This window comes from Marivivens aquimaris, assembly GCF_015220045.1.
GTDB classification, from domain to species: domain Bacteria; phylum Pseudomonadota; class Alphaproteobacteria; order Rhodobacterales; family Rhodobacteraceae; genus Marivivens; species Marivivens aquimaris.
This window is the reverse complement of the sequence record NZ_JADBGB010000001.1, coordinates 3,089,052-3,111,470: the sequence shown is the minus strand read 5'-3', so window position 1 is coordinate 3,111,470 and position 22,419 is coordinate 3,089,052. Positions and strand designations below refer to the sequence as shown.

The following is a 22,419-nucleotide window of genomic DNA, read 5'->3' as shown; positions in this document are numbered from 1 at the left end:
ACGCATAGAAAAAGCCCCGCTCGCGGCGTGCGAGCGGGGCTTCTCTTTGATCCAAGAAGGATCGGAATTCTTATTCGTCGTCGGCCATTTCGGCTTCGAGACGGGCCTTGTCAGCAGCGCCCTTAGCAGCCGGATCACGATCAACCAGTTCGATGATCGCCATCGGAGCCATGTCGCCGTAACGGAAGCCGGCTTTCAGAACGCGCGAGTAACCGCCGTTGCGGTCCTTGTAACGCGGGCCGAGAACTTCGAAGAGCTTGGCAACGTCTTTGTCCTGCTTGAGCATCGCAGCAGCCTGACGGCGGGCGTGGATGTCGCCGCGCTTGCCGAGGGTGATCAGCTTGTCGATGACGCGCTTCAGTTCCTTGGCCTTCGGCAAAGTGGTCTTGATCTGCTCGTGCTCGATGAGCGAGCCGCTCATGTTCGAAAGCAGAGCTTTACGGTGTTCGTGGGTACGGTTGAGACGGCGGTAACCGCGAGCGTGACGCATTTTGTATCTCCTAGCGTTTTATGCTTTGTCCGGTGGCCTATGCGTGTTGGCCACTCTCCTTGGGGCATTATTGCCCGGGGTGTTGGCGGGGCGTTTCCGCCCCACCGGAAGACCTTAGAACTGGTCTTCGTATTTCTTAGCGAGTTCTTCGATGTTGTCCGGCGGCCAGTCCTCGACATCCATACCGAGGTGCAGGCCCATGCCCGACAGAACTTCTTTGATCTCGTTGAGCGACTTGCGGCCGAAGTTCGGCGTGCGCAGCATCTCTGCTTCGGTCTTCTGGATGAGATCACCGATGTAGACGATGTTGTCGTTCTTGAGGCAGTTGGCCGAACGTACGGACAGTTCCAGTTCGTCCACTTTCTTGAGCAGAAGCGGGTTGAACTCGAGACCGTCGTCGTCGCCGCCAGCCTGTGCCGATTCCGGCTCGTCGAAGTTGACGAAGATCGACAGCTGGTCCTGAAGGATACGTGCAGCGAAAGCAACAGCATCTTCCGGAGTGATCGAACCGTCGGTTTCGACTTTCATGGTCAGCTTGTCGTAGTCCAGAACCTGACCTTCGCGGGTCGGCTGAACGTCGTACGAAACTTTCTTGACCGGCGAGTAGATCGCGTCGATGGCGATGAGGCCGATCGGAGCGTCTTCCGGCTTGTTCTTGTCAGCCGAAACATAGCCCTTACCGGTGTTGACGGTCAGTTCCATGTACAGGTCGGCGCCATCGTCGAGGTGGCAGATCACGTGATCCTTGTTCAGGACCTCGATACCAGCCGATTCCGAGATGTCAGCAGCAGTTACAACGCCCGGGCCTTTGGCCTGAACGGTGAGACGCTTCGGACCTTCGACTTCCATCTTGAGCGAAACGCCCTTGAGGTTCAGCACGATGTCGGTGACGTCTTCACGAACGCCCGAAACCGAGGAGAACTCGTGCAGGACGTTGTCAATGTGAACGGCGGTAATTGCGGCGCCCTGAAGCGACGAAAGCAGAATACGACGCAGCGCGTTGCCAAGGGTAAGACCGAAGCCGCGTTCCAGCGGTTCTGCGACGACAGTTGCCTGGCGCTGCGGGTCATTGCCCGGTTTGACATCGAGCTGGGTCGGCTTGATCAGTTCCGCCCAATTTTTGTGGATCATGCGTCCCTCCATACTTGTCTACCTTCCATGTCCTAAAAGGCAGACGCCCGAGGTTGAAATGACGAACTGGGGCCGTGGAAAAACCACAGCCCCAGCGGGTAATCTTTCGATTAGACGCGGCGGCGCTTCGGCGGACGGCAGCCGTTGTGAGCCAACGGGGTCACGTCACGGATCGACGTGATGTTGAAGCCAACAGCAGCCAGAGCACGGAGTGCCGATTCACGACCCGAACCCGGGCCCTGAACTTCGACTTCGAGAGTCTTTACGCCATGATCCTGAGCCTTGCGGCCTGCATCTTCAGCAGCCATCTGGGCGGCATACGGGGTCGACTTACGCGAGCCCTTGAAGCCCATGGTGCCGGCCGACGACCACGAAATGGCGTTGCCCTGCACGTCCGAGATGAGGATCTTGGTGTTGTTGAAGGTGGAGTTTACATGAGCAACGCCAGCGGCGATGTTCTTGGAAACCTTTTTCTTGCCACCACGACGGGTATCACGAGCCATTGTCTATGCCCTCCCTTACTTCTTCTTACCAGCGATGGCCTTTGCGGGGCCTTTGCGGGTGCGAGCGTTGGTGTGGGTACGCTGACCGCGAACGGGCAGGTTACGACGATGGCGCAGACCACGGTAGCAGCCGAGGTCCATCAGACGCTTGATGTTCATCTGGACTTCACGGCGCAGGTCACCTTCAACGGTGAGGTTTGCGTCGATGTATTCGCGAATTGCCAGAATCTCGGAATCCGAGAGTTCGTTAACACGACGGGTACGGTCGATGTTGTTGGCTTCGCAGATCTGTTCGGCGGTCGCAGGACCGACGCCAGTGATGTAGGTGAGAGCGATAGGAACCCGCTTACCAGTAGGGAGGTTCACGCCGGCGATACGTGCCACGTTATCTTTCCTTTCGTTGCGATTCCGTAGTTCCGGAACCTTTTTTCACAACGTAGGCCCGTGGCGATAACCGACGGGCCGCAGTCAATGAGGTGATCATGCGTCTACGGGTGCGACCCGCATAACATGGATGATTCCCATTTTGGGATGGGGCTGTGTATTGGGGTATTCCCAACACGTCAACCCGCAAAGTGGATATAGGGGCCGAAGCCCCTACCCTGCACTTATGCGAGCGCGTTCTTCATGCTGGCGGCGACTTCGTCCATCGAGGCAAGACCGTCGATCGAAACGAGGTCGCCCTTGGCGTAGTAGTAGCCGATCAGCGGGCTGGTCTGCTTGTAGTAGGCCAGCAGGCGAGTCTTGAGGCTGTCTTCGTTGTCGTCGGCGCGGCGCTTGAATTCGGCCTTCTCGCCGCAGGAGGTGCAGACGCCGTCATCGGGGATCGGCTTGGTCTGGTCGTTGTAGACCTCGCCGCAGTTGCCGCAGGTCGAGCGGGCAGTGATACGAGCGACGAGCGCGGTATCATCGACCTGCATTTCAACGACGCGGTCCAGCTTGGCGCCCAGATCGTCGAGCAGCTGACCCAGCGCATCGGCCTGAGCCAGAGTGCGCGGGAAGCCGTCGAAGATATAGCCGCCGGCAGCTTCGCCCGATTCCAGCTTTTCGCGGATCAGACCGATGACGATTTCGTCGGTGACCAGATTGCCGGAGTCCATGACTTCGGCAACCTTCTTACCCATCTCGGTGCCGCTGGTGCGAGCGTCCCGCAGCATGTCGCCGGTCGACAGCTGGATCATGTTGCGTTCTTCAACAAGCTTGCGAGCTTGTGTGCCTTTGCCCGCGCCCGGCGGTCCGAGAAGGATAATATTCATCGACGAGAGGGTCCCCTGCTACGTTTCTTGGCGCTGCGTTTACCACGCAGTTGCGATTTCTCAATTAGCCCTTCGTATTGGTGGGCCAACAGGTGCGATTGGATCTGCTGAATCGTATCCATCCCCACAGACACAATAATCAGAACCGAAGTGCCGCCAAAATAGAAAGTGAAGCCGGTAAAGCTACGGATAATTTCCGGCATGAGACAAACTAGCGCAAGGTAACCAGAACCGAGCACAAGAACGCGGGTCACAACGTAGTCGAGGTACTTCGCAGTATTCTTGCCAGGACGGATACCAGGAACAAAGCCGTTCTGGTTCTTCAGGTTCTCGGCAACGTCGTCAGTCTTGAACGCGACTTCCTTGGTGTAGAAGTACGTGAAAAAGACGATCATCGAGGTGAAGAACACAAGGTACAGCCACTGACCCGGGCCGAGGTTGGCGGTGAGCCACAGCAGTACGGGGTTCGTGGTGTTCTGGGTGAAGGTCGCGATCGTGGTCGGCAGCAGCAGAAGAGCCGAAGCAAAAATCGCGGGGATCACGCCAGCGGGGTTTACCTTGATCGGTAGGTGCGAAGAACCGCCATCGTAAACCTTCATACCGCGCTGTTGGCGGGGGTACTGGATGTGGATCTTGCGGAGCGAGCGCTCCATGAAGACCACGAATGCCAACACAACAACCAGCATCGCAATCACGCCGAGGACCAGTGCCCAGTTGGAGGTCTGCTGGGCGGTCGTCAGGAACTGGGCAGCAGCGGCCGGAAGTTCAGCAACGATACCGACAAAGATGATCAGCGAGATACCGTTGCCGATACCGCGGCTGGTGATCTGTTCGCCGAGCCACATCAGGAACATGGTACCACCAACGATGGTCACCATGGTCGAAACGATGAAGAACAGGCCCGGATCATGAGCCATGCCGCCGCTTTCGAGGCCGACAGCCAGACCGTAGGACTGGAACATGGCCAGCACGACAGTGCCGTAACGGGTGTATTGGTTGAGCTTCTTGCGGCCCGGTTCGCCCTCTTTCTTCAACTGCTTCCACGGCTCGTACATGGAGCCGACCAGCTGGACGATAATCGAGGCGGAAATGTAGGGCATGATACCCAGTGCGAAGATGCCCATACGGCTCAGCGCGCCACCGGTGAACATAGCGAGCATGCCGCCGATACCGGTGTTCTGGGATTCAAAGAAGTTCGAAAGTGCTGCGATGTCGATACCGGGCACCGGAATATAGGTACCGAGGCGGTAGACGATCAGCAGACCGATCGTGAAGAAAATGCGCTGGCGTAGCTCTTTGGCCTTTCCGAAGGTCGACCAGTCGAGGTTCGCCGCCATTTGCTCTGCTGCAGAAGCCATGGATGGGATCTCTTTCAACGATAACGCCGCCGACCGGTTTCCCGGACGGCGGCGAAAGGAAAACTAGGAAGGTAGTTAAGCGCCCGGAAGGGCGCCCTCAACCCTTATTCCGCCGCCGCAGCGACGTTGAGCTTGCCGCCGGCCTTTTCAACTGCCTCAACAGCACCTTTCGAAGCGCCGGTGACAGTGATGGTTGCAGCGGAGGTGATTTCACCTTTGCCGAGGATGCGGATGCCGTCGAGCTTGCGACGTACCAGACCCGAAGCGATCAGGGTGTCTTCGGTGATGTTCGCAGCGTCGAGCTTGCCGGCGTCGATGGACTTCTGGATCAGACCAACGTTGATCGCAGTGAACTTCTTGGCGTTCGGCTTGTTGAAGCCGCGCTTCGGAAGACGCTGGTAGAGGGGCATCTGGCCGCCTTCGTAGCCCTTGATAGCTACGCCCGAACGGGATTTCTGACCTTTGATACCACGGCCACCCATTTTACCTTTACCGGAACCGGGGCCACGGCCAACGCGCATACGCTTTTTGGTTGCGCCTTCATTGTCACGAAGTTCGTGCAGTTTCATGTCGCTTCTCCTTGCCGGAACTGCCCTCCAGCGACGGAGTGGGCAAACACGGCTTACATAGATTGATTCTTGAGGCTCCAAGGCCACCGGAGGCGTATAGATTCCCCTCCCCCGCAATGCAAGGCCCCAGAAATACAAAAGCCCCGGCGCAAGCGTCGGGGCTGGGTCGTATAGAGCGGGGAGTGCTTTATGCGGCGCGGCGGGCAGCTTCGCGAGCAACGTCTTCGATCATGAAGCGGGTCAGACCCAGATCGGACAGTTCGCGGTCATTCAGGCTATCGAGCTCTGCCAGGGTGCGCTTGAAAGCGGCGCGGCGGGTGCGGTAGACCGAGAGGTTTTCAGCGACGGTTGCGACGAAACGAGCCGGAGCGAAAGCAGTGCGGGGAGCGTTAGCAACGTATGCCATGAGGTATTTTCCTTTGATCGTCGGGACCGTGTGTCCCGTGCAGTTTTCTGTGTTCTTGTCTTCGGTGCCCCTGATGTAGCCCCCACCGTTATCGCAGACAACGGACAGTTCGGTCTGCCCGACATGCAGATTCTGCATAATGCACGCGCAGCAATACAGCCATGCAATAGCCCAATAGCAAAAGGCCCCGCAGTTTCCTGCAGGGCCTTCTGGATTGATACGTGGGCTAAGCCTTAGCCGCGCTCTTCGATGATCTCGACGAGGTGCGGGATGCTTTCGACCATGCCGCGGACCGAAGGGGTATCTTCGAGTTCACGGGTCTTGTGCATCTTGTTGAGGCCCAGACCGATCAGCGTACGGCGCTGAACGTCGGGACGACGGATCGGCGAGCCGATCTGCTTGACGACGATGGTTTTTGCCATGGTCCTGTCTCCTTACGCTTCAGCTTCGGCCGGTGCTTCATCCTTACGAAGGATGTCTGCAACCTTTTTGCCGCGACGCTGTGCTACCGAACGGGGCGAAGCTTCTTTCTTCAGACCGTCGAGGGTAGCACGGATCATGTTGTACGGGTTCTGCGAACCGAGCGACTTGGACACAACGTCCTTGATGCCCAGCATTTCGAACACGGCACGCATCGGACCACCGGCGATGATACCGGTACCTTCCGGAGCCTGACGCATTACGACGCGGCCCGCACCGTGACGACCTTCCATGTCGTGGTGCAGCGTACGACCATCGCGCAGCGGCACACGGATCATGGAGCGCTTGGCTTGTTCAGTAGCCTTGCGGATCGCTTCCGGTACTTCTTTGGCCTTGCCCTTGCCGAAGCCGACACGGCCTTTCTGGTCGCCGACGACTACCAGAGCAGCAAAGCCGAAGCGCTTACCACCCTTAACAGTCTTCGAGACGCGGTTGATCGCCACGAGACGATCGGCGAATTCCGGAGCTTCGTCGCGTTCGCGACGGTCCCGGCGGTTCTCACGTTCTGCCATTTTCTCGTCTCCTTAGATCTTCAGACCAGCTTCACGCGCAGCGTCGGCCAGAGCCTTCACCTTGCCGTGGAACAGGAAGCCACCACGATCGAAGTAGGCTTCGGTTACGCCAGCGGCCTTGGCACGCTCTGCGATAACCTGACCAACCTTGGCCGCAGCTTCGATGTTGTTCTTGCCGACGAGGCCCAGATCCTTTTCGAGGGTCGAGGCCGCCGCCAGGGTAGTACCCTTGACGTCGTCGATCAGCTGGACGCTGATGTTCTTGTTCGAACGATGCACCGAGAGGCGAACGCGACCAGCGTTCACGGCGCGAAGTTTGTTCCGGACGCGCAGGCGGCGCTTCAGAAACAGGGTTCTTTTGCTGTTTGCCATTTTCGCGTTCCTTACTTCTTCTTGCCTTCTTTGCGGAAGATGTACTCGCCCTTGTAGCGGATACCTTTGCCCTTATAGGGCTCCGGCTTACGCCACTCGCGGATGTTGGCAGCAACCTGCCCCACCAGCTGTTGGTCAGTACCTTCCACAACGATCTCGGTCTGCTTCGGAGCGGTGACGGTTACGCCAGCCGGAACTTCGAAGTCGACGTCGTGCGAGTAACCGAGGGCCAGCTTCAGGGTGTTGCCCTGCATCTGAGCACGGTAACCAACACCGGTGATCTCAAGCTCTTTCTTGAAGCCCTCGGTCACGCCAGTGACCAGGTTTTCGATCATGGTGCGGGTCATGCCCCACTGCTGACGAGCGCGCTTCGAGCTACCACGCGGGGTAACCGAAACAGCGTTATCTTCGACAGCGATGGTAACATCATCGGTAGCAGTGAAGGAACGGGAGCCTTTGGCACCCTTAACTTCGATGGTCTGGCCCGAAACCGAAGCGGTTACGCCGCTCGGAAGCGAGACCGGTTTTTTACCAATACGTGACATCAGCCCCTCCTTAGAAGACGGTGCAAAGCACTTCGCCGCCAACGTTGGCTGCGCGAGCGTTTGCGTCCGACATCACACCCTTCGGGGTGGAGACAATCGACACGCCCAGGCCCTGACGGACCGACGGGATGTCCTTGACGCTCATGTAGACGCGACGACCGGGCTTCGAGACCCGCTTGAGTTCGCGAATGACAGGAGTGCCTTCGAAGTACTTGAGGGTGATTTCAAGAGCTGCGTGGCCCTTGGCGTCAGTGGTGCTTTCGTAGCCGCGGATGTAACCTTCGTCCGCAAGCACGTCCAGAACCCAACCGCGCAGCTTCGAAGCGGGGGTCGACACGGTCGACTTGCCACGCATCTGGGCGTTACGGATACGGGTCAGCATATCACCGATAGGATCGTTCATTTCTAACCCTCCTTACCAGCTCGACTTGACCATGCCCGGGATCTCGCCGTTCGAGCCCAGTTCACGGAGCTTAATACGGCTGATCTTGAGCTTGCGGTAGTACGCGTGCGGACGACCGGTCAGCTGGCAACGGTTGTGAAGACGGGTGGGCGAGCTGTTGCGCGGCAGTTCTGCCAGCTTCAGGCGGGCCTTGAAGCGCTCTTCCATCGACTTGGTTTCATCGTTCGCGATTTCTTTGAGTTCAGCGCGCTTGGCAGCGTATTTAGCTACCAGGCGTTCGCGCTTCTTCTCGCGTTCGACCATGGATTTTTTAGCCATTACTCTAATCTCCCCGCGATCAGCTGTTGAAAGGCATGTTGAAGTGCTTCAACAGCGCCTTTGCTTCCGCGTCGTTGTTCGCGGTGGTGCAGATGACGATGTCCATACCCCAGACTTCATCAACTTTATCAAAGTTGATTTCCGGGAATACGATGTGTTCCTTCAGACCGGTGGCGTAGTTGCCACGACCATCAAACGACTTGCCCGATACGCCGCGGAAGTCGCGGATACGGGGCATAGCGATGGTGATCAGACGATCAAGGAATTCGTACATACGGTCGCCACGCAGGGTGACTTTTGCGCCGAGCGGCATGTCTTCACGAACGCGGAAGCCAGCGATGGACTTCTTAGCTTTCGTCGATACAGCCTTCTGACCAGCGATAGTGGTCAGATCCTCAACAGCGGACTTGGCTTTCTTGCTGTCACGGACAGCTTCAGCACCACAGCCGATGTTCAGGACGATCTTGTCGAGACGCGGGATCATCATGTCGTTCTTGTAACCGAACTCTTCTTTGAGAGCGGCACGGATCTGCGACTTGTAGACCTCTTTGAGACGCGGGGTGTAGTTAGCGGTGTCAAGCATCAGATAACGTCCCCAGTAGTCTTGGCGAAGCGTACCTTCTTGCCGTCTTCCATGCGGAAGCCAACGCGGGTTGCTTTACCGTTTGCGTCAACGATTGCCAGGTTCGACAGCTGGATCGGCATCGCCTTAGGAAGGCGGCCGCCCTGTGCGGTCTGGCTCTGCTTCTGGTGGCGGATGGCGACGTTTACACCGTCGACAACAGCTTTACCGGCAGCCGGATCAACCGAAGTGATCTGACCGGTTTTGCCTTTGTCCTTACCAGCGAGAACGACGACATTATCGCCTTTACGGAGCTTAGCAGCCATTACAGCACCTCCGGAGCAAGCGAGATGATTTTCATGAAGTTCTTAGCGCGCAGTTCGCGAACAACCGGTCCGAAGATACGGGTGCCAACCGGTTCACCGTTGTTATTCAGGATAACAGCAGCGTTGCGGTCAAAGCGGATTGCAGTGCCGTCTTCACGGCGAACTTCTTTGGCGGTGCGAACGACGACGGCCTTACGGACGTCACCTTTCTTTACGCGGCCGCGCGGGATGGCTTCTTTCACCGAAACAACGATGATGTCACCAACCGACGCATAACGGCGGTGCGAACCGCCGAGGACCTTGATGCACTGAACTCGGCGAGCGCCAGAGTTATCAGCGACATCCAGATTGGTCTGCATCTGGATCATGGGTTACTCCCGACCTTTGAGGGGGCTTGCAGTATCGCCCTTACCCTCAGGGTTTCGATTAACTGAGATCGACACCATTAGGCGTCGATGACTTCCCAGCGTTTGGTTTTCGACTTCGGTGCACATTCCTGAATACGGACGGTGTCACCGATGGCGAACTTGTTGTGCTCGTCATGAGCACGGTACTTCTTCGACTTACGAACAGTCTTGTGCAGCAGCGGGTGCTTGAAACGGCGCTCGACGAGCACGGTTACGGTCTGTTCGTTCTGGCTCGAGGTGACAACACCCTGGAGAATACGCTTGGGCATGTCTTAGGCCTCCGCAGCAGCTTTTTGGTTCAGGATAGTCAGAACGCGAGCAGCGTCGCGCTTGACCTTGCGCATGCGCGCAGTGTTCTCGAGTTGGCCAGTGGCCTGCTGGAAGCGCAGGTTGAACTGCTCTTTCTTCAGCGAGACAAGCTCTTCCCGGAGCTGCTCCGGGGTCTTGTTACGAAGTTCGTTGGCGTCCATCGCCTTGTCCTTTCCTTACACCAGAGAGCTCCGCACGAATTTCCTACGGGTCACTCATTGGCCTGGTGGGCAAACTAAAAGCACACGAATCCCGCAATGGGGAATCGTGAGATGCCGCTACATAGTGGAGGGGGTATGGAAGAGCAACCCTTACTTATGCGTCGGCCAATAAAATCAGGCCCGCCGCGCGGTTGTGTCTTTCACAACTCCGATAACAGCAGTTTAAGGTGCACAGGTCAACGGGTACGTAGAGCGCACCCAATATCCGGAGGACATCCACATGGCAGAAATCGAATCCCTCTTCGTCACCCGCCTCTATCGCGCACGCCTTAACGAGTACGGCTCTGGCGTTGACGAAGAAGAGCTGCACGACAGCTGCTACGCGATCATGGACGACGACGAAGCGGGCATGGAGTGGTGCGAAGAGAACGGCTATCCGGGGTACACCTCCTACGCCTCCCTCGCCGACCTGCCGTGGCGCTTCCCGATCTTCGCCGCAGTCAAAGAGGCGCTGGATGAACACGTCGCCAAGTTTGCCGAAGACCTCGAGTTCAACCTCGACGGCCGCAAGTTGGTGCTTGAAGATCTCTGGATCAACATCCTACCCGAAGCCGGCGGTCACGGCTCGCACATCCACCCGCACTCAGTCATCTCGGGCACGACCTATGTATCGATGCCCGAGGGCACCTCGGCCCTGAAACTCGAAGACCCGCGCCACGCTATGATGATGGCCGCCCCGCCCCGTATCAAAGACTGCCGCCGCGACCTGAAGGCTTTCATCTACGTGAAGCCTGAAATCGGCGATGTGCTGCTGTGGGAAAGCTGGCTGCGCCACGAGGTTCCCGCCAACACGTCCGAGTTCGACCGCGTCAGCGTCAGCTTCAATTACAAGTGGGAGTGATTTTCACTCCCAACGTCCGAAACAAAAAAGGCGCCCTGAAGGGCGCCTTTCTTAATTCTTGCAGACCGGATTACCAGTCTTCGCGAACTACGGTGCGGGTCTTAACCGGCAGCTTCATAGCTGCAAGGCGCAGGGCCTCACGGGCGATCTCTTCGTTCACGCCGTCGATTTCGAACATCACGCGGCCCGGCTTGACCTTGCAGGTCCAACGGTCCACGGAACCCTTACCTTTACCCATACGAACTTCGATAGGCTTTGCCGATACCGGCAGGTCCGGGAAGATACGGATCCAAACGCGGCCCTGACGCTTCATGTGACGGGTCAGAGCACGACGAGCGGCTTCGATCTGGCGAGCGGTTACACGCTCCGGCTCAGTGGCTTTGAGGCCATAGGTGCCGAAGTTGAGATCCGAACCGCCTTTTGCCTGGCCGTGGATACGGCCTTTGTGCATTTTGCGGAATTTTGTACGCTTAGGCTGAAGCATTGTTCATTACTCCTTAGCGACGGCCGCCGGCGCCACGAGGGCTCGGACCATCTTGCAGCTCGGCCTGACGACGGTCACGTGCCATCGGATCGTGCTCCATGATCTCACCTTTGAAGATCCAGACCTTGATGCCGATGATGCCGTACGGGGTCGAGGCTTCATAAAGGGCGTAGTCGATGTCGGCACGCAGGGTGTGCAGCGGCACACGACCTTCGCGGTACCATTCGGTACGTGCGATTTCAGCGCCACCAAGACGACCGGCGACGTTCACACGGATGCCGAGAGCACCCATGCGCATGGCGTTCTGAACCGCACGCTTCATGGCGCGGCGGAACGACACACGACGCTCGAGCTGCTGACCGATCGATTCTGCAACCAGCTGAGCGTCGAGTTCCGGCTTGCGGACTTCAACGATGTTCAGGTGCAGTTCCGACGAAGTCAGGTTAGCCAGCTTCTTGCGGAGAACTTCGATATCGGCGCCTTTTTTGCCGATGATAACGCCCGGACGCGCAGCGTGAATGGTCACGCGGCACTTCTTGTGCGGACGCTCGATGATTACGCGTGCAATGCCAGCGGCCTTGCACTCTTTCTTGATGAAGTCCTTGATCTGAAGGTCTTCAAGAAGAAGATCACCGTAGTCTTTAGTGTCGGCGTACCAGCGGCTGTCCCAGGTGCGGTTGACCTGCAGGCGCATACCGACGGGATTTACTTTATTACCCATTAGGCTTGCTCCTCAATCTGACGCACCTTGATGGTCAGTTCCGAAAACGGCTTCATGATCTTGCCGAAACGACCACGTGCACGCGGACGACCGCGCTTCATGGTCAGGTTCTTACCAACGAAGGCTTCTGCAACGACGAGTTCGTCGACGTCGAGGTTATGGTTGTTCTCGGCGTTCGCAATAGCGGACTGAAGACACTTCTTCACGTCCTGAGCGATCCGCTTGTTCGAGAAGGTGAGGTCGGCGAGAGCCTTCTCGACCTTCTTGCCGCGGATCATTGCGGCGACGAGGTTCAGTTTCTGCGGGCTGGTGCGAAGCATTTTGGCTTTTGCCATGGCTTCGTTGTCGGCCACGCGGCGGGGGTTCTGTGCCTTGCCCATGACTTACTTCCGCTTCGCTTTCTTGTCGGCAGCGTGTCCGTAATAAGTACGGGTCGGCGAATATTCACCGAACTTCTGACCGATCATGTCTTCAGTAACCAGCACGGGGATGTGCTTCTGACCGTTGTAAACGCCAAACGTCAGGCCCACGAACTGGGGCAGGATCGTCGAGCGGCGCGACCAGATCTTGATGACTTCATTGCGGCTAGCTTCGCGAGCTGCTTCGGCTTTCTTAAGCACGTAAGCATCTACGAACGGGCCTTTCCATACAGAGCGAGTCATGTCTTAGCGCCCTTTCTTGGCGTGACGCGAACGCAGAATCAGCTTCGACGACGCCTTCTTCTTGTTGCGGGTACGAGCACCCTTGGTCGGCTTACCCCACGGGGTAACCGGGTGACGGCCACCCGAGGTACGGCCTTCACCACCGCCGTGCGGGTGGTCAATCGGGTTCATAGCAACACCGCGGACGCTCGGGCGGATGCCCTTGTGACGCATACGGCCAGCTTTACCGAAGTCTTGGTTCGAGTTGTCGGGGTTCGACACGGCACCAACGGTGGCCATGCATTCCTGACGAACGAGACGCAGTTCACCCGACGAAAGGCGGATCTGTGCGTAGCCGCCGTCACGACCGACGAACTGGGCATAGGTACCAGCGGCGCGAGCCAGCTGACCACCCTTACCGGGCTTCAGTTCTACGTTGTGGACAATGGTACCGATCGGCAGGCCCGAGAACGGCATAGCGTTACCCGGCTTGATGTCGGCCTTTGCCGAAGCGACAACCTTGTCACCAACAGCCAGACGCTGCGGAGCGAGGATGTATGCTTGCTCACCATCATCATACTGGATGAGGGCGATGAAAGCGGTACGGTTCGGGTCGTATTCAATGCGGGCTACGGTGCCCGATACGTCGAACTTAGTACGCTTGAAATCAACGATACGGTAGAGGCGCTTTACACCACCACCACGACGGCGCATCGTGATCCGTCCGGTATTGTTCCGACCGCCCTTGCTGGTCAGACCCTCGGTGAGGGCCTTGACCGGACGACCTTTCCAAAGCTCCGAACGGTCGATCAGAACCAGTCCACGCTGGCCCGGCGTCGTCGGCTTATACGACTTGAGTGCCATGTTCTCTGTCTTCCGTTGCTTTGCGGGAGGTTACTCCCGGCAGTTAAAGGGCCCCTAAGGTCCCCATCGTATAAAATCACAGGCCCCGGAACGAATCCGAGGCCTCGCGATTGCGCGTCAGTAGCAGGGAAGCTGCCTACTGTCGAGAGCACTTGAGCCTTTTATGGAAAAGGCATTGCGTTAGGGCGCTGCCCTCATAAAAAAGGCCCCCGCGCGTGGCGGGGGCCTTCTTCAATACGATGGTACCAGCAGACCTTAGAGGCCGGTGGTGACGTCGATGGTGTTACCCTCTTCGAGGGTGACGTAGGCCTTTTTAACCGTGTTACGAGTACCGATGGTACCGCGGAAACGCTTAACCTTGCCTTTGGTTACAACGGTGTTGACCGCTTTCACCTTCACACCAAAGACAGCTTCAACAGCTTCTTTGATCTGCGGCTTGTTCGCGTCGACCGCTACTTCGAAGACAACTGCACCGTTTTCGGATGCCATGGTTGCTTTCTCGGTGATGATCGGCTTGCGGATCACGTCGTAGTGTGCGGGCTTCGTGCTCATTTCAGACGGGCCTCCAGTGCTTCGACACCAGCCTTGGTCAGAACGAGAGTGTCCGACTTCAGGATGTCGTAGACGTTAGCACCCATGGTGGGCAGAACGTCCAGGTTTTGCATGTTACGCGCAGCCTTTGCGAAGCCTTCGTCAACCGAAGCACCGTCGATGATCAGCGCACGCTTCCAACCGAGGTTGGCAACCTGCTTCGACAGAGCCGAGGTCTTGGCGTCAGCCAGATCCAGGCTTTCGACAACGACCAGTTCACCAGCCTTCGCCTTAGCCGACAGAGCGTGGCACAGGCCGAGCTTGCGGAACTTCTTGGTCAGGTCGTGAGCGTGCGAACGCGGGGTCGGACCCTTGTATACACCACCGTGACGGAAGATCGGAGCTTTCTTGGAACCGTGACGTGCGCCGCCGGTGCCCTTCTGCTTGTAGATCTTCTTGGTCGAGTACGAGACTTCCGACTTGGTCAGGACCTTGTGAGTACCCTGCTGAGCCTTGGCACGCTGCCAGCGGACTACGCGGTGCAGGATGTCGGCACGCGGCTCGAGACCGAAGATTTCGTCGTTGAGTTCGACGGAACCAGCGGCAGCGCCATCAAGCTTGATTGCTTCAGCCTTCATTGTTTTCGCCTCCTTCAACAGCAGCAGCCGCCGGTGCAGCGTCCGACTTCAGTGCAGCAGGCAGAACCAGGTTTTCAGGAGCTGCTTTTTTGACAGCGTCCTTGATGGTGACCCAGCCACCCTTCGAACCCGGAACAGCACCCTTAACCATGATCAGGCCACGGTCCGCATCGGTGCGAACAACCTGAAGGTTCTGAGTGGTAACGCGGGCAGCACCCATGTGACCGGCCATCTTCTTACCTTTGAAGATGCGACCCGGATCCTGACACTGACCGACCGAACCGTGCGAACGGTGCGAGATCGAAACACCGTGAGTAGCGCGAAGACCACCGAAGTTGTGACGCTTCATCGCACCGGCAAAGCCTTTACCGATCGAAGTACCCGATACGTCGACGAACTGGCCGGCAACGTAGTGGTCTGCGATGATTTCGGCGCCAACCGGAATCAGGTTTTCTGCGCTGACGCGGAATTCCGCGACTTTACGCTTGGGTTCGACCTTGGCGGCAGCGAAGTAACCACGGAGGGGCTTCGAAACGCGCTTGGTCTTGGCAACACCAGCACCGAGCTGAACGGCGGTGTAGCCATCTTTGTCAACGGTGCGCTGAGCGACGACCTGCAGGCTGTCCAGCTGGAGAACGGTCACAGGGATCTGCTTACCATCTTCCATGAACAGACGGGTCATACCGATTTTCTTAGCAATAACGCCAGAACGCATGGTAATCCCCCTTAAACTTTGATCTCGACGTCAACGCCAGCGGCGAGGTCGAGCTTCATCAGGGCATCTACGGTCTGCGGAGTCGGATTCACGATATCAAGCAGACGCTTGTGGGTGCGGATCTCGAACTGGTCGCGCGACTTCTTGTCGATGTGCGGACCACGCAGAACGGTGAATTTCTCAATCTTGTTCGGCAGCGGAATCGGACCGCGCACGGATGCGCCAGTACGTTTCGCGGTGCTTACGATTTCTGCGGTGGACGCATCCAGAACGCGGTAATCGAAAGCTTTCAGCCGAATGCGGATGTTTTGGCTTTGTGCGGCCATATACATTGCCTTTCGCGGCTTTTGGTTGAGAGGTCGAGAGAGCACCATTGCCTCCCCACGTCGAACCTAGACAGGGAACGAATCCCCTATCCCTCGTTCGCCGATAGCGAACTCGCGCCCAATACACGTGGTGGAACACCTTATCAATCATAAAATAAGGAAAATCACCGTAGGGCACATAGAAAAAAGGGCCGCCTTTCGGCGACCCTTAGTGTAGTCCGGATTTTGGTCCGAATTACTCGATGATTTTCGAGACAACGCCCGAACCAACGGTGCGGCCACCTTCGCGGATCGCGAAGCGCAGGCCTTCTTCCATAGCGATCGGAGCGATCAGTTCGCCCTGAAGCTTCAGGTTGTCGCCCGGCATGACCATCTCGGTGCCTTCCGGCAGGATGCAGGTACCGGTGACGTCAGTGGTGCGGAAGTAGAACTGCGGACGGTAGTTCGCGAAGAACGGAGTGTGACGGCCGCCTTCTTCCTTGGTCAGAATGTAGACCTCGGCTTCGAACTTGGTGTGCGGCTTGACCGAACCCGGCTTACACAGAACCTGGCCACGCTCAACGCCTTCACGGTCAACACCGCGCAGCAGGGCGCCGATGTTGTCGCCGGCTTCACCGCGATCCAGCAGCTTGCGGAACATTTCAACGCCGGTACAGGTGGTCTTCGAGGTGTCGCGGATACCCACGATCTCGATTTCGTCACCAACGTTGATCACACCGCGCTCAACACGACCGGTCACAACGGTACCACGCCCCGAGATCGAGAACACGTCTTCGATCGGCATCAGGAACGGCTGGTCAACAGCACGTGCCGGAGTCGGGATGTACTCGTCGACAGCAGCCATCAGAGCCTTGATCTTCTCTTCGCCGATTTCCGGATCGCGGCCTTCCATAGCGGCCAGAGCCGAACCTGCTACGATCGGAATATCGTCGCCCGGGAAGTCGTAGGTCGAAAGCAGTTCACGGATTTCCATTTCGACGAGCTCGAGGAGTTCCTCGTCGTCAACCTGGTCAACCTTGTTCATGAACACAACGAGAGCCGGAACGCCAACCTGGCGAGCCAGAAGGATGTGCTCGCGGGTCTGCGGCATCGGGCCGTCAGCTGCGTTAACAACCAGGATACCGCCGTCCATCTGGGCAGCACCGGTGATCATGTTCTTAACGTAGTCAGCGTGACCCGGGCAGTCGACGTGTGCGTAGTGACGTGCTTCGGTCTCGTATTCGACGTGGGCGGTCGAAATGGTGATACCGCGGGCCTTCTCTTCCGGTGCGCCGTCGATCTGGTCGTACGCTTTGAAATCGCCAAAGTACTTGGTGATCGCTGCCGTCAGAGTGGTTTTGCCGTGGTCAACGTGGCCGATCGTGCCAATGTTAACGTGCGGTTTGGAACGTTCAAACTTTGCCTTAGCCATTATGGCCTCCTTAGTCTTTCACAGGCAGCTAGGCTGCCGAATTTGGGAAGGCAGGGGACAAAGCCCCCTGCCCGTGCGCCATTAGGCGTACTTTGCCTGGATCTCTTCCGAGATGTTCTGCGGAACAGCGTCGTAGTGGTCGAAGACCATCGAGAAGACAGCACGGCCGGACGACATCGAACGAAGGTTGTTGATGTAGCCGAACATGTTTGCCAGCGGAACCATCGCCGAGATGACGTTGGCATTACCGCGGCTGTCCTGACCCTGCACCATGCCGCGACGGGAGGTGAGGTCGCCGATGATCGAACCGGTGTACTCTTCCGGAGTCACGACTTCGACCTTCATGATCGGTTCGAGCAGCTTAGCGCCAGCCTTCTTCAGGCCTTCACGCATAGCAGCACGGGTCGCGATTTCGAAGGCGAGGACCGACGAGTCGACGTCGTGGAATGCACCGTCAACCAGCGCAACCTTGAAGTCGATAACCGGGAAGCCAGCGAGCGGACCGGAGTCCATAACCGACTGGATGCCCTTTTCGACGCCCGGGATGTATTCCTTCGGAACAGCACCACCAACGATGCGGCTCTCGAACGAGTAACCTTCGCCCGGCTCGGTCGGCTGGATCTCGAGCTTCACGCGAGCGAACTGACCGGTACCACCGGACTGTTTCTTGTGCGTGTAGTCGATGTCTGCTGCGCGCGAGATGGTCTCACGGTAAGCAACCTGCGGAGCACCAATGTTCGCCTCAACCTTGAATTCACGCTTCATGCGATCAACGAGAATGTCGAGGTGAAGTTCGCCCATACCCTTCATGATGGTCTGGCCGGATTCGAAGTTGGTTTCGACGCGGAACGACGGGTCTTCTGCTGCCAGGCGAGCGAGGGCGAGGCCCATCTTTTCCTGGTCGGCTTTCGACTTCGGTTCAACGGCGATTTCGATAACCGGTTCTGGGAAGGTCATGGTTTCGAGAACAACCTGCTTCTGAGCGTCGCAGAGGGTGTCACCAGTGGTGGTCTCTTTGAGGCCAGCAAGCGCGATGATGTCGCCAGCAAATGCTTCTTCGATTTCCTCACGGTTGTTCGAGTGCATCATCATCATACGACCGACGCGCTCACGCTTGCCTTTGGTCGAGTTGACGATACCGTCGCCCTTCTTGAGGATGCCCGAGTAGATACGAGCGAAGGTCAGCGAACCGACGAACGGGTCGTTCATGATCTTGAACGCCAGTGCCGAGAACGGCGACTCGTCCGAAGCTTCGCGCGGGATGTTGCGCTCTTCGGTCTCGTCGTCCGGCGAGAAGCCCATCAGGGTCGGAACGTCGATCGGAGCCGGCAGGAAGTCGATAACAGCGTTCAGGAGGGGCTGGACGCCCTTGTTCTTGAATGCCGAACCAGCGAGGACCGGGAAGAACGACAGCGACAGCGTACCCTTACGGATCAGCTTGCGCAGGGTTTCTTCGTTCGGCTCTTCGCCTTCGAGGTAGGCTTCCATCGCGTCGTCGTCTTGTTCGACGGCGAGTTCGATCATGTTGGCACGCCACTCATCTGCGAGGTCCGAGAGTTCTTCACGGATCGGCTGACGAACCCAGCTTGCGCCGAGGTCTTCACCCTTCCAGACCCACTCTTCCATTTTGATGAGATCGATGATGCCTTCCAGCTTGTCTTCAGCGCCGATCGGCAGAGCGACGGGGCACGGGGTGCCGCCGGTACGGTCTTTGATCATCTTGACGCAGTTGAAGTAGTCAGCGCCGATCTTGTCCATCTTGTTGACGAACACGATACGCGGAACTTTGTAGCGGTCAGCCTGACGCCAAACGGTTTCGGTCTGCGGTTCTACGCCTGCGTTGGCGTCGAGGAGGCAGACAGCACCGTCGAGAACTGCCAGCGAACGTTCAACTTCGATGGTGAAGTCAACGTGGCCGGGAGTGTCGATGATGTTGAAACGGTACTTGGTGTCCGAGGTACCTTCAGCGGTCGGATCTTCTTGGCGCTGCCAGAAAGTGGTCGTCGCAGCCGAAGTAATGGTGATACCGCGTTCCTGCTCCTGTTCCATCCAGTCCATAGTCGCGGCGCCGTCGTGGACTTCGCCGATCTTGTGGGACTTACCGGTGTAGTAGAGGATACGCTCGGTAGTGGTGGTCTTACCGGCATCGATGTGAGCCATGATGCCGAAGTTGCGGTAGCGCGGAAGCGGATAATCGCGTGCCATGGGTAGGACTCCTTACCAGCGGTAGTGGCTGAACGCTTTGTTCGCGTCGGCCATCTTGTGGGTGTCTTCGCGCTTCTTCACGGCAGTACCACGGCCGTTAACAGCGTCCAGAAGTTCGCCAGCAAGACGTTCTTCCATGGTGTTCTCGTTGCGGTTCTTCGCAGCAGCGATCAGCCAGCGGATAGCCAGCGCTTCGCGACGCTCGGGACGAACTTCGACCGGAACCTGGTAAGTAGCACCACCAACGCGGCGCGAACGAACTTCGACCGACGGCTTAACGTTGTCGAGAGCTTCGTGGAATACTTCCACGGGAGCTTTCTTCAGCTTGCCTTCAACGCGGTCGAATGCGTTGTATACGATTTTTTCTGCGACCGATTTTTTACCATCGATCATCAGGTTGTTCATGAATTTCGTGACTACACGATCGCCAAACTTGGCATCGGGCAGAACTTCACGTTTCTCAGCGGCGTGACGACGCGACATTTCGTGATCTCCTTACTTCGGACGCTTCGCACCGTACTTCGAACGGCGCTGCTTACGGTTCTTGACGCCCTGGGTATCCAGAACACCACGGAGGATGTGGTAACGGACACCCGGAAGGTCTTTCACACGGCCGCCACGGATCAGGACAACAGAGTGTTCCTGAAGGTTGTGGCTTTCGCCCGGAATGTACGAAATGACTTCGTAACCGTTGGTCAGGCGAACCTTCGCAACCTTACGCATAGCCGAGTTCGGTTTTTTCGGGGTGGTAGTGTACACACGGGTGCAAACGCCACGCTTCTGCGGGCACTGCTCGAGGTGCTGCGACTTCGACTTTACAATTTTAGGCTGACGCGGCTTGCGGATCAGCTGTTGGATCGTTGGCATTGGGCTTTGGTCCCTATCCTACACTCAAGGCGGCCCCGTAGGTCCGCGGTTATCTCTAAGTGCACTAGCTATGCGCCAGCACAAAAAGCCCGCAATCGAACCCTTACCGGAGGTTCAATGCGGTCGGTTTCCAGAGGAACAAGGCAGCAGTAGCCCGGTTCATGTCCACTTCAGCTCTGATATGCGGGCAAAAGGGAATCCCCCCGTGTCCCGGATGGCTGGCCTATAAGCAGAGTCGCTACTGCTGTCAACTCTGTCCGGCCAAACCGGCTTGGTGCTTCTTCCAAGCAGAACGTAACATAGGCATGTCAATTCCGAAGCGCACCTGCAGGATCGTCGAAATTTCTTCGTCCGAGGTCTGATGACCATCACTTTCGCGTAAACGGCGTTGCAGATTGCTGTCGTTATCCGCGTGGGCCCCACGGATGAACATCGGAACACGGCCATCAGACATGACGGGCATCCGCTTCCAGATATCGAGGTGCGGAATGTCGAGCAGGCTGTGCGGATTATGAGGGCGGCAATACTGCACCGTCCCTGGCACCCAGCAACGCGCATCGACGGGCGTGATGGTAACGTCTTCGCCAGCGTCGAGGACGAAGCCGCTCGTGAAATTCAGCGCAACGCGGGTCGCGTCATAAAACATCGGGCGGAATTTCAGGAACTCGCTGCGGGCCATCGCGACGAACTCGGCAGCGACGGCATCGTCATCATCCAGACGGAATTCCGCAATGACTTTGGCGTCAGGGTCGCGGTGGGCGATCATCACTTCATTGCAGACCTCGCGGTGGTTCCGCCCGGTGGGCATGTAGACCGGCTTGATCTGCGGCACGTCTTTGATGAGTGCCTCGACCTCTGCCCTGACCGGCAGGTCGTCCCCCATCAGCATGACGATCTCGAAGTCTTTGTCGATCTGGCTACGGACGGATGGAAGCCAGACATTCTCGAGGAACAATAGCCGCATCGCGAGGCGGTCGGGATCGTAAATCTGGGCGATCAGGTCCTCGAAGGTCTCGCCGTCCCACTTGAACGCACCAGGTTGGGATGGGTACGACCAGCGGCAAAGCCCCAGCGCCTGAATTTGCCGAACTGCCACCTAGTTTTCCTTTTCCAACGACCTTTCACGAAGCAGGATGAATAGACCACTGGCAACGACAACGACGCAACCCGCAAATTCCAAACCGTTGGGAAGGTCGCCGAACACGAGGTAGCCCATCGTAATCCCGACCAGCAGGGAGGCGTAGCGGAATGGCGACACGAAGCTGATCTCCCCTACCCTCACCGCCATGACGGACATGATGTAGCCGGTCATCACAAAGGCCATCGCGCCGAACAACAAGAGCACGCTCGTACCGGACACAGGTTGCCAGTCTTCGAAGATCGAACCAGCGCCGCATACAATCGCAACCGCCGAAGCTGCGCTCCATGCGGCAAATATCGACGGTACGTTCGCCGACATTCGACGTGCCGCGAGGTCCCTCACCGATACAGTTGCAACTGTCGCCAGAGCGAATAGCGAGTAGATATTGAAGTTGTCGGTCCCCGGATGGACGATCATCAACACGCCGATGAAACCGACCAAAGTCGCCATTGTCCGCCGCCAGCCGACTTTCTCCTTCAGCCAAAGTGCGCCCACCACCGTCATAACGATGGGCATCGCCTGCATGATCGCCGTCGCGTTGGCGAGCTCCATGTGGAACAGCGCGGTCACGAAAAGCACGGCTGCGAAGGCTTCGGCTAGCGAACGGATACCGATGAGCATCCAGTCGTGACGGCTGTAGGAAAACCGCATCTGCCCGAAGGCAAAAGCCAGCATACCCAAGATGATGGTATTGCCGACACCGCGCAAAAATAGCGTCTGAAACAGCGGCAAGTGCGCCGAAAGCGCCTTGAGGCATGTGTCGTTCAAAGTGAAAGCGGCGGCACCGATAACCATCAGCATCGCGCCGCGGCGGTTGCCGAGCGAGTGATCCATTCCCGCACCGCTAGCAGCGGATCGAGGCGCCC

Annotated in this window: 35 protein-coding genes; 1 reads left to right on the top strand and 34 read right to left on the bottom strand. The window is 57.7% G+C overall.

What is annotated here, in order from left to right; genetic code table 11:
• Positions 1–70: 70 nt before the first annotated feature.
• The 19 genes from rplQ to rpmC all read right to left on the bottom strand — a co-directional run bounded on the left by rplQ (position 71) and on the right by rpmC (position 10,108).
• Positions 71–490: a 50S ribosomal protein L17 gene (gene rplQ, locus IF204_RS15440; protein WP_194097932.1), complete on the bottom strand. Its 420-nt coding sequence runs from the start codon at positions 488–490 to the stop codon at positions 71–73.
• Positions 491–604: 114 nt separating this feature from the next.
• Positions 605–1,621, bottom strand: a complete 1,017-nt coding sequence (locus IF204_RS15435; protein ID WP_167636954.1) for a DNA-directed RNA polymerase subunit alpha — start codon at positions 1,619–1,621, stop codon at positions 605–607.
• Positions 1,622–1,731: 110 nt separating this feature from the next.
• Positions 1,732–2,124 carry a 30S ribosomal protein S11 gene (gene rpsK / locus IF204_RS15430; protein ID WP_167636951.1) on the bottom strand — a complete coding sequence of 131 codons (393 nt, stop codon included), beginning with the start codon at positions 2,122–2,124 and terminating at the stop codon, positions 1,732–1,734.
• 15 nt (positions 2,125–2,139) lie between these two features.
• Positions 2,140–2,508, bottom strand: a complete 369-nt coding sequence (gene rpsM / locus IF204_RS15425; protein ID WP_194097931.1) for a 30S ribosomal protein S13 — start codon at positions 2,506–2,508, stop codon at positions 2,140–2,142.
• A 224-nt stretch (positions 2,509–2,732) separates the two neighbouring features.
• Positions 2,733–3,380: an adenylate kinase gene (locus tag IF204_RS15420; protein WP_194097930.1), complete on the bottom strand. Its 648-nt coding sequence runs from the start codon at positions 3,378–3,380 to the stop codon at positions 2,733–2,735.
• Positions 3,377–4,738: a preprotein translocase subunit SecY gene (gene secY, locus IF204_RS15415; RefSeq protein ID WP_228069232.1), complete on the bottom strand. Its 1,362-nt coding sequence runs from the start codon at positions 4,736–4,738 to the stop codon at positions 3,377–3,379. The genes IF204_RS15420 and secY overlap by 4 nt, the downstream gene beginning before the upstream one ends.
• Before the next feature lie 104 nt (positions 4,739–4,842).
• Positions 4,843–5,307, bottom strand: coding sequence for a 50S ribosomal protein L15 (gene rplO, locus IF204_RS15410; RefSeq protein ID WP_194097929.1), 465 nt, complete (start codon positions 5,305–5,307; stop codon positions 4,843–4,845).
• Positions 5,308–5,494: 187 nt separating this feature from the next.
• Positions 5,495–5,851, bottom strand: a complete 357-nt coding sequence (locus tag IF204_RS20115) for a DUF1127 domain-containing protein (protein ID WP_228069231.1) — start codon at positions 5,849–5,851, stop codon at positions 5,495–5,497.
• Between the two features lie 95 nt (positions 5,852–5,946).
• Positions 5,947–6,135 (bottom strand): 50S ribosomal protein L30, encoded by a 189-nt coding sequence (gene rpmD, locus IF204_RS15400; RefSeq protein WP_167636940.1) that lies wholly within the window; start codon positions 6,133–6,135, stop codon positions 5,947–5,949.
• Between the two features lie 12 nt (positions 6,136–6,147).
• Positions 6,148–6,705: a 30S ribosomal protein S5 gene (gene rpsE / locus IF204_RS15395; RefSeq protein ID WP_167636938.1), complete on the bottom strand. Its 558-nt coding sequence runs from the start codon at positions 6,703–6,705 to the stop codon at positions 6,148–6,150.
• Positions 6,706–6,717: 12 nt separating this feature from the next.
• A complete protein-coding gene (rplR, locus tag IF204_RS15390) occupies positions 6,718–7,077 on the bottom strand; it encodes a 50S ribosomal protein L18 (protein ID WP_167636936.1) in 360 nt (119 codons plus the stop codon).
• Positions 7,078–7,088: 11 nt separating this feature from the next.
• Positions 7,089–7,622: a 50S ribosomal protein L6 gene (gene rplF, locus IF204_RS15385; protein ID WP_167636934.1), complete on the bottom strand. Its 534-nt coding sequence runs from the start codon at positions 7,620–7,622 to the stop codon at positions 7,089–7,091.
• A 10-nt stretch (positions 7,623–7,632) separates the two neighbouring features.
• Positions 7,633–8,025 (bottom strand): 30S ribosomal protein S8, encoded by a 393-nt coding sequence (gene rpsH / locus IF204_RS15380; protein ID WP_194097928.1) that lies wholly within the window; start codon positions 8,023–8,025, stop codon positions 7,633–7,635.
• Positions 8,026–8,037: 12 nt separating this feature from the next.
• The gene (rpsN, locus tag IF204_RS15375) at positions 8,038–8,343 is read right to left on the bottom strand and encodes a 30S ribosomal protein S14 (RefSeq protein WP_167636930.1); all 306 of its coding nucleotides are present in this window, start codon (positions 8,341–8,343) and stop codon (positions 8,038–8,040) included.
• Positions 8,344–8,362: 19 nt separating this feature from the next.
• The gene (rplE, locus tag IF204_RS15370) at positions 8,363–8,926 is read right to left on the bottom strand and encodes a 50S ribosomal protein L5 (protein ID WP_167636920.1); all 564 of its coding nucleotides are present in this window, start codon (positions 8,924–8,926) and stop codon (positions 8,363–8,365) included.
• Positions 8,926–9,231, bottom strand: coding sequence for a 50S ribosomal protein L24 (gene rplX, locus IF204_RS15365; RefSeq protein ID WP_167636918.1), 306 nt, complete (start codon positions 9,229–9,231; stop codon positions 8,926–8,928). The genes rplE and rplX overlap by 1 nt, the downstream gene beginning before the upstream one ends.
• Positions 9,231–9,599 (bottom strand): 50S ribosomal protein L14, encoded by a 369-nt coding sequence (gene rplN / locus IF204_RS15360; RefSeq protein ID WP_067550492.1) that lies wholly within the window; start codon positions 9,597–9,599, stop codon positions 9,231–9,233. The genes rplX and rplN overlap by 1 nt, the downstream gene beginning before the upstream one ends.
• A gap of 77 nt (positions 9,600–9,676) precedes the next feature.
• Positions 9,677–9,907: a 30S ribosomal protein S17 gene (gene rpsQ / locus IF204_RS15355; protein ID WP_167636915.1), complete on the bottom strand. Its 231-nt coding sequence runs from the start codon at positions 9,905–9,907 to the stop codon at positions 9,677–9,679.
• A 3-nt stretch (positions 9,908–9,910) separates the two neighbouring features.
• Complete coding sequence (gene rpmC / locus IF204_RS15350; protein WP_167636907.1) at positions 9,911–10,108, bottom strand: 50S ribosomal protein L29; 198 nt, start codon at positions 10,106–10,108, stop codon at positions 9,911–9,913.
• A gap of 280 nt (positions 10,109–10,388) precedes the next feature.
• Here rpmC and IF204_RS15345 point away from each other — a divergent pair, with 280 nt between their 5' ends.
• The gene (locus IF204_RS15345; protein ID WP_194097927.1) at positions 10,389–11,009 is read left to right on the top strand and encodes a TIGR02466 family protein; all 621 of its coding nucleotides are present in this window, start codon (positions 10,389–10,391) and stop codon (positions 11,007–11,009) included.
• Positions 11,010–11,079: 70 nt separating this feature from the next.
• On the opposite strand, the gene rplP is transcribed toward IF204_RS15345, so the two are convergent.
• The 15 genes from rplP to IF204_RS15270 form a co-directional block, all read right to left on the bottom strand.
• Positions 11,080–11,493 (bottom strand): 50S ribosomal protein L16, encoded by a 414-nt coding sequence (rplP, locus tag IF204_RS15340; RefSeq protein ID WP_167636902.1) that lies wholly within the window; start codon positions 11,491–11,493, stop codon positions 11,080–11,082.
• A gap of 13 nt (positions 11,494–11,506) precedes the next feature.
• Positions 11,507–12,214, bottom strand: a complete 708-nt coding sequence (gene rpsC / locus IF204_RS15335; RefSeq protein ID WP_167636900.1) for a 30S ribosomal protein S3 — start codon at positions 12,212–12,214, stop codon at positions 11,507–11,509.
• Positions 12,214–12,594 (bottom strand): 50S ribosomal protein L22, encoded by a 381-nt coding sequence (gene rplV / locus IF204_RS15330; RefSeq protein ID WP_167636898.1) that lies wholly within the window; start codon positions 12,592–12,594, stop codon positions 12,214–12,216. Before rplV ends, rpsC begins: the two co-directional genes overlap by 1 nt.
• A gap of 3 nt (positions 12,595–12,597) precedes the next feature.
• Entirely contained in the window at positions 12,598–12,876 is a 279-nt protein-coding gene (rpsS, locus tag IF204_RS15325) for a 30S ribosomal protein S19 (protein WP_194097926.1), read from the bottom strand.
• Positions 12,877–12,879: 3 nt separating this feature from the next.
• On the bottom strand, positions 12,880–13,719 hold the full coding sequence (gene rplB, locus IF204_RS15320) for a 50S ribosomal protein L2 (protein ID WP_167636893.1): 840 nt from the start codon (positions 13,717–13,719) through the stop codon (positions 12,880–12,882).
• 255 nt (positions 13,720–13,974) lie between these two features.
• Positions 13,975–14,271: a 50S ribosomal protein L23 gene (locus tag IF204_RS15315; RefSeq protein WP_167636891.1), complete on the bottom strand. Its 297-nt coding sequence runs from the start codon at positions 14,269–14,271 to the stop codon at positions 13,975–13,977.
• Entirely contained in the window at positions 14,268–14,888 is a 621-nt protein-coding gene (gene rplD / locus IF204_RS15310; protein WP_194097925.1) for a 50S ribosomal protein L4, read from the bottom strand. The genes IF204_RS15315 and rplD overlap by 4 nt, the downstream gene beginning before the upstream one ends.
• Positions 14,878–15,603: a 50S ribosomal protein L3 gene (rplC, locus tag IF204_RS15305; RefSeq protein WP_167636887.1), complete on the bottom strand. Its 726-nt coding sequence runs from the start codon at positions 15,601–15,603 to the stop codon at positions 14,878–14,880. The genes rplD and rplC overlap by 11 nt, the downstream gene beginning before the upstream one ends.
• Before the next feature lie 11 nt (positions 15,604–15,614).
• Positions 15,615–15,929, bottom strand: a complete 315-nt coding sequence (gene rpsJ / locus IF204_RS15300; protein WP_167636885.1) for a 30S ribosomal protein S10 — start codon at positions 15,927–15,929, stop codon at positions 15,615–15,617.
• Positions 15,930–16,164: 235 nt separating this feature from the next.
• Positions 16,165–17,340 (bottom strand): elongation factor Tu, encoded by a 1,176-nt coding sequence (gene tuf, locus IF204_RS15295; protein ID WP_167636852.1) that lies wholly within the window; start codon positions 17,338–17,340, stop codon positions 16,165–16,167.
• An 81-nt stretch (positions 17,341–17,421) separates the two neighbouring features.
• Positions 17,422–19,545, bottom strand: a complete 2,124-nt coding sequence (gene fusA, locus IF204_RS15290) for an elongation factor G (RefSeq protein WP_194097924.1) — start codon at positions 19,543–19,545, stop codon at positions 17,422–17,424.
• A gap of 12 nt (positions 19,546–19,557) precedes the next feature.
• Entirely contained in the window at positions 19,558–20,028 is a 471-nt protein-coding gene (gene rpsG / locus IF204_RS15285) for a 30S ribosomal protein S7 (RefSeq protein ID WP_167636881.1), read from the bottom strand.
• 12 nt (positions 20,029–20,040) lie between these two features.
• The gene (gene rpsL, locus IF204_RS15280; RefSeq protein WP_167636879.1) at positions 20,041–20,412 is read right to left on the bottom strand and encodes a 30S ribosomal protein S12; all 372 of its coding nucleotides are present in this window, start codon (positions 20,410–20,412) and stop codon (positions 20,041–20,043) included.
• A gap of 247 nt (positions 20,413–20,659) precedes the next feature.
• A complete protein-coding gene (locus tag IF204_RS15275) occupies positions 20,660–21,508 on the bottom strand; it encodes a glycosyltransferase (RefSeq protein ID WP_194097923.1) in 849 nt (282 codons plus the stop codon).
• The gene (locus IF204_RS15270) at positions 21,509–22,387 is read right to left on the bottom strand and encodes a DMT family transporter (protein ID WP_194097922.1); all 879 of its coding nucleotides are present in this window, start codon (positions 22,385–22,387) and stop codon (positions 21,509–21,511) included.
• Positions 22,388–22,419 lie beyond the last annotated feature (32 nt).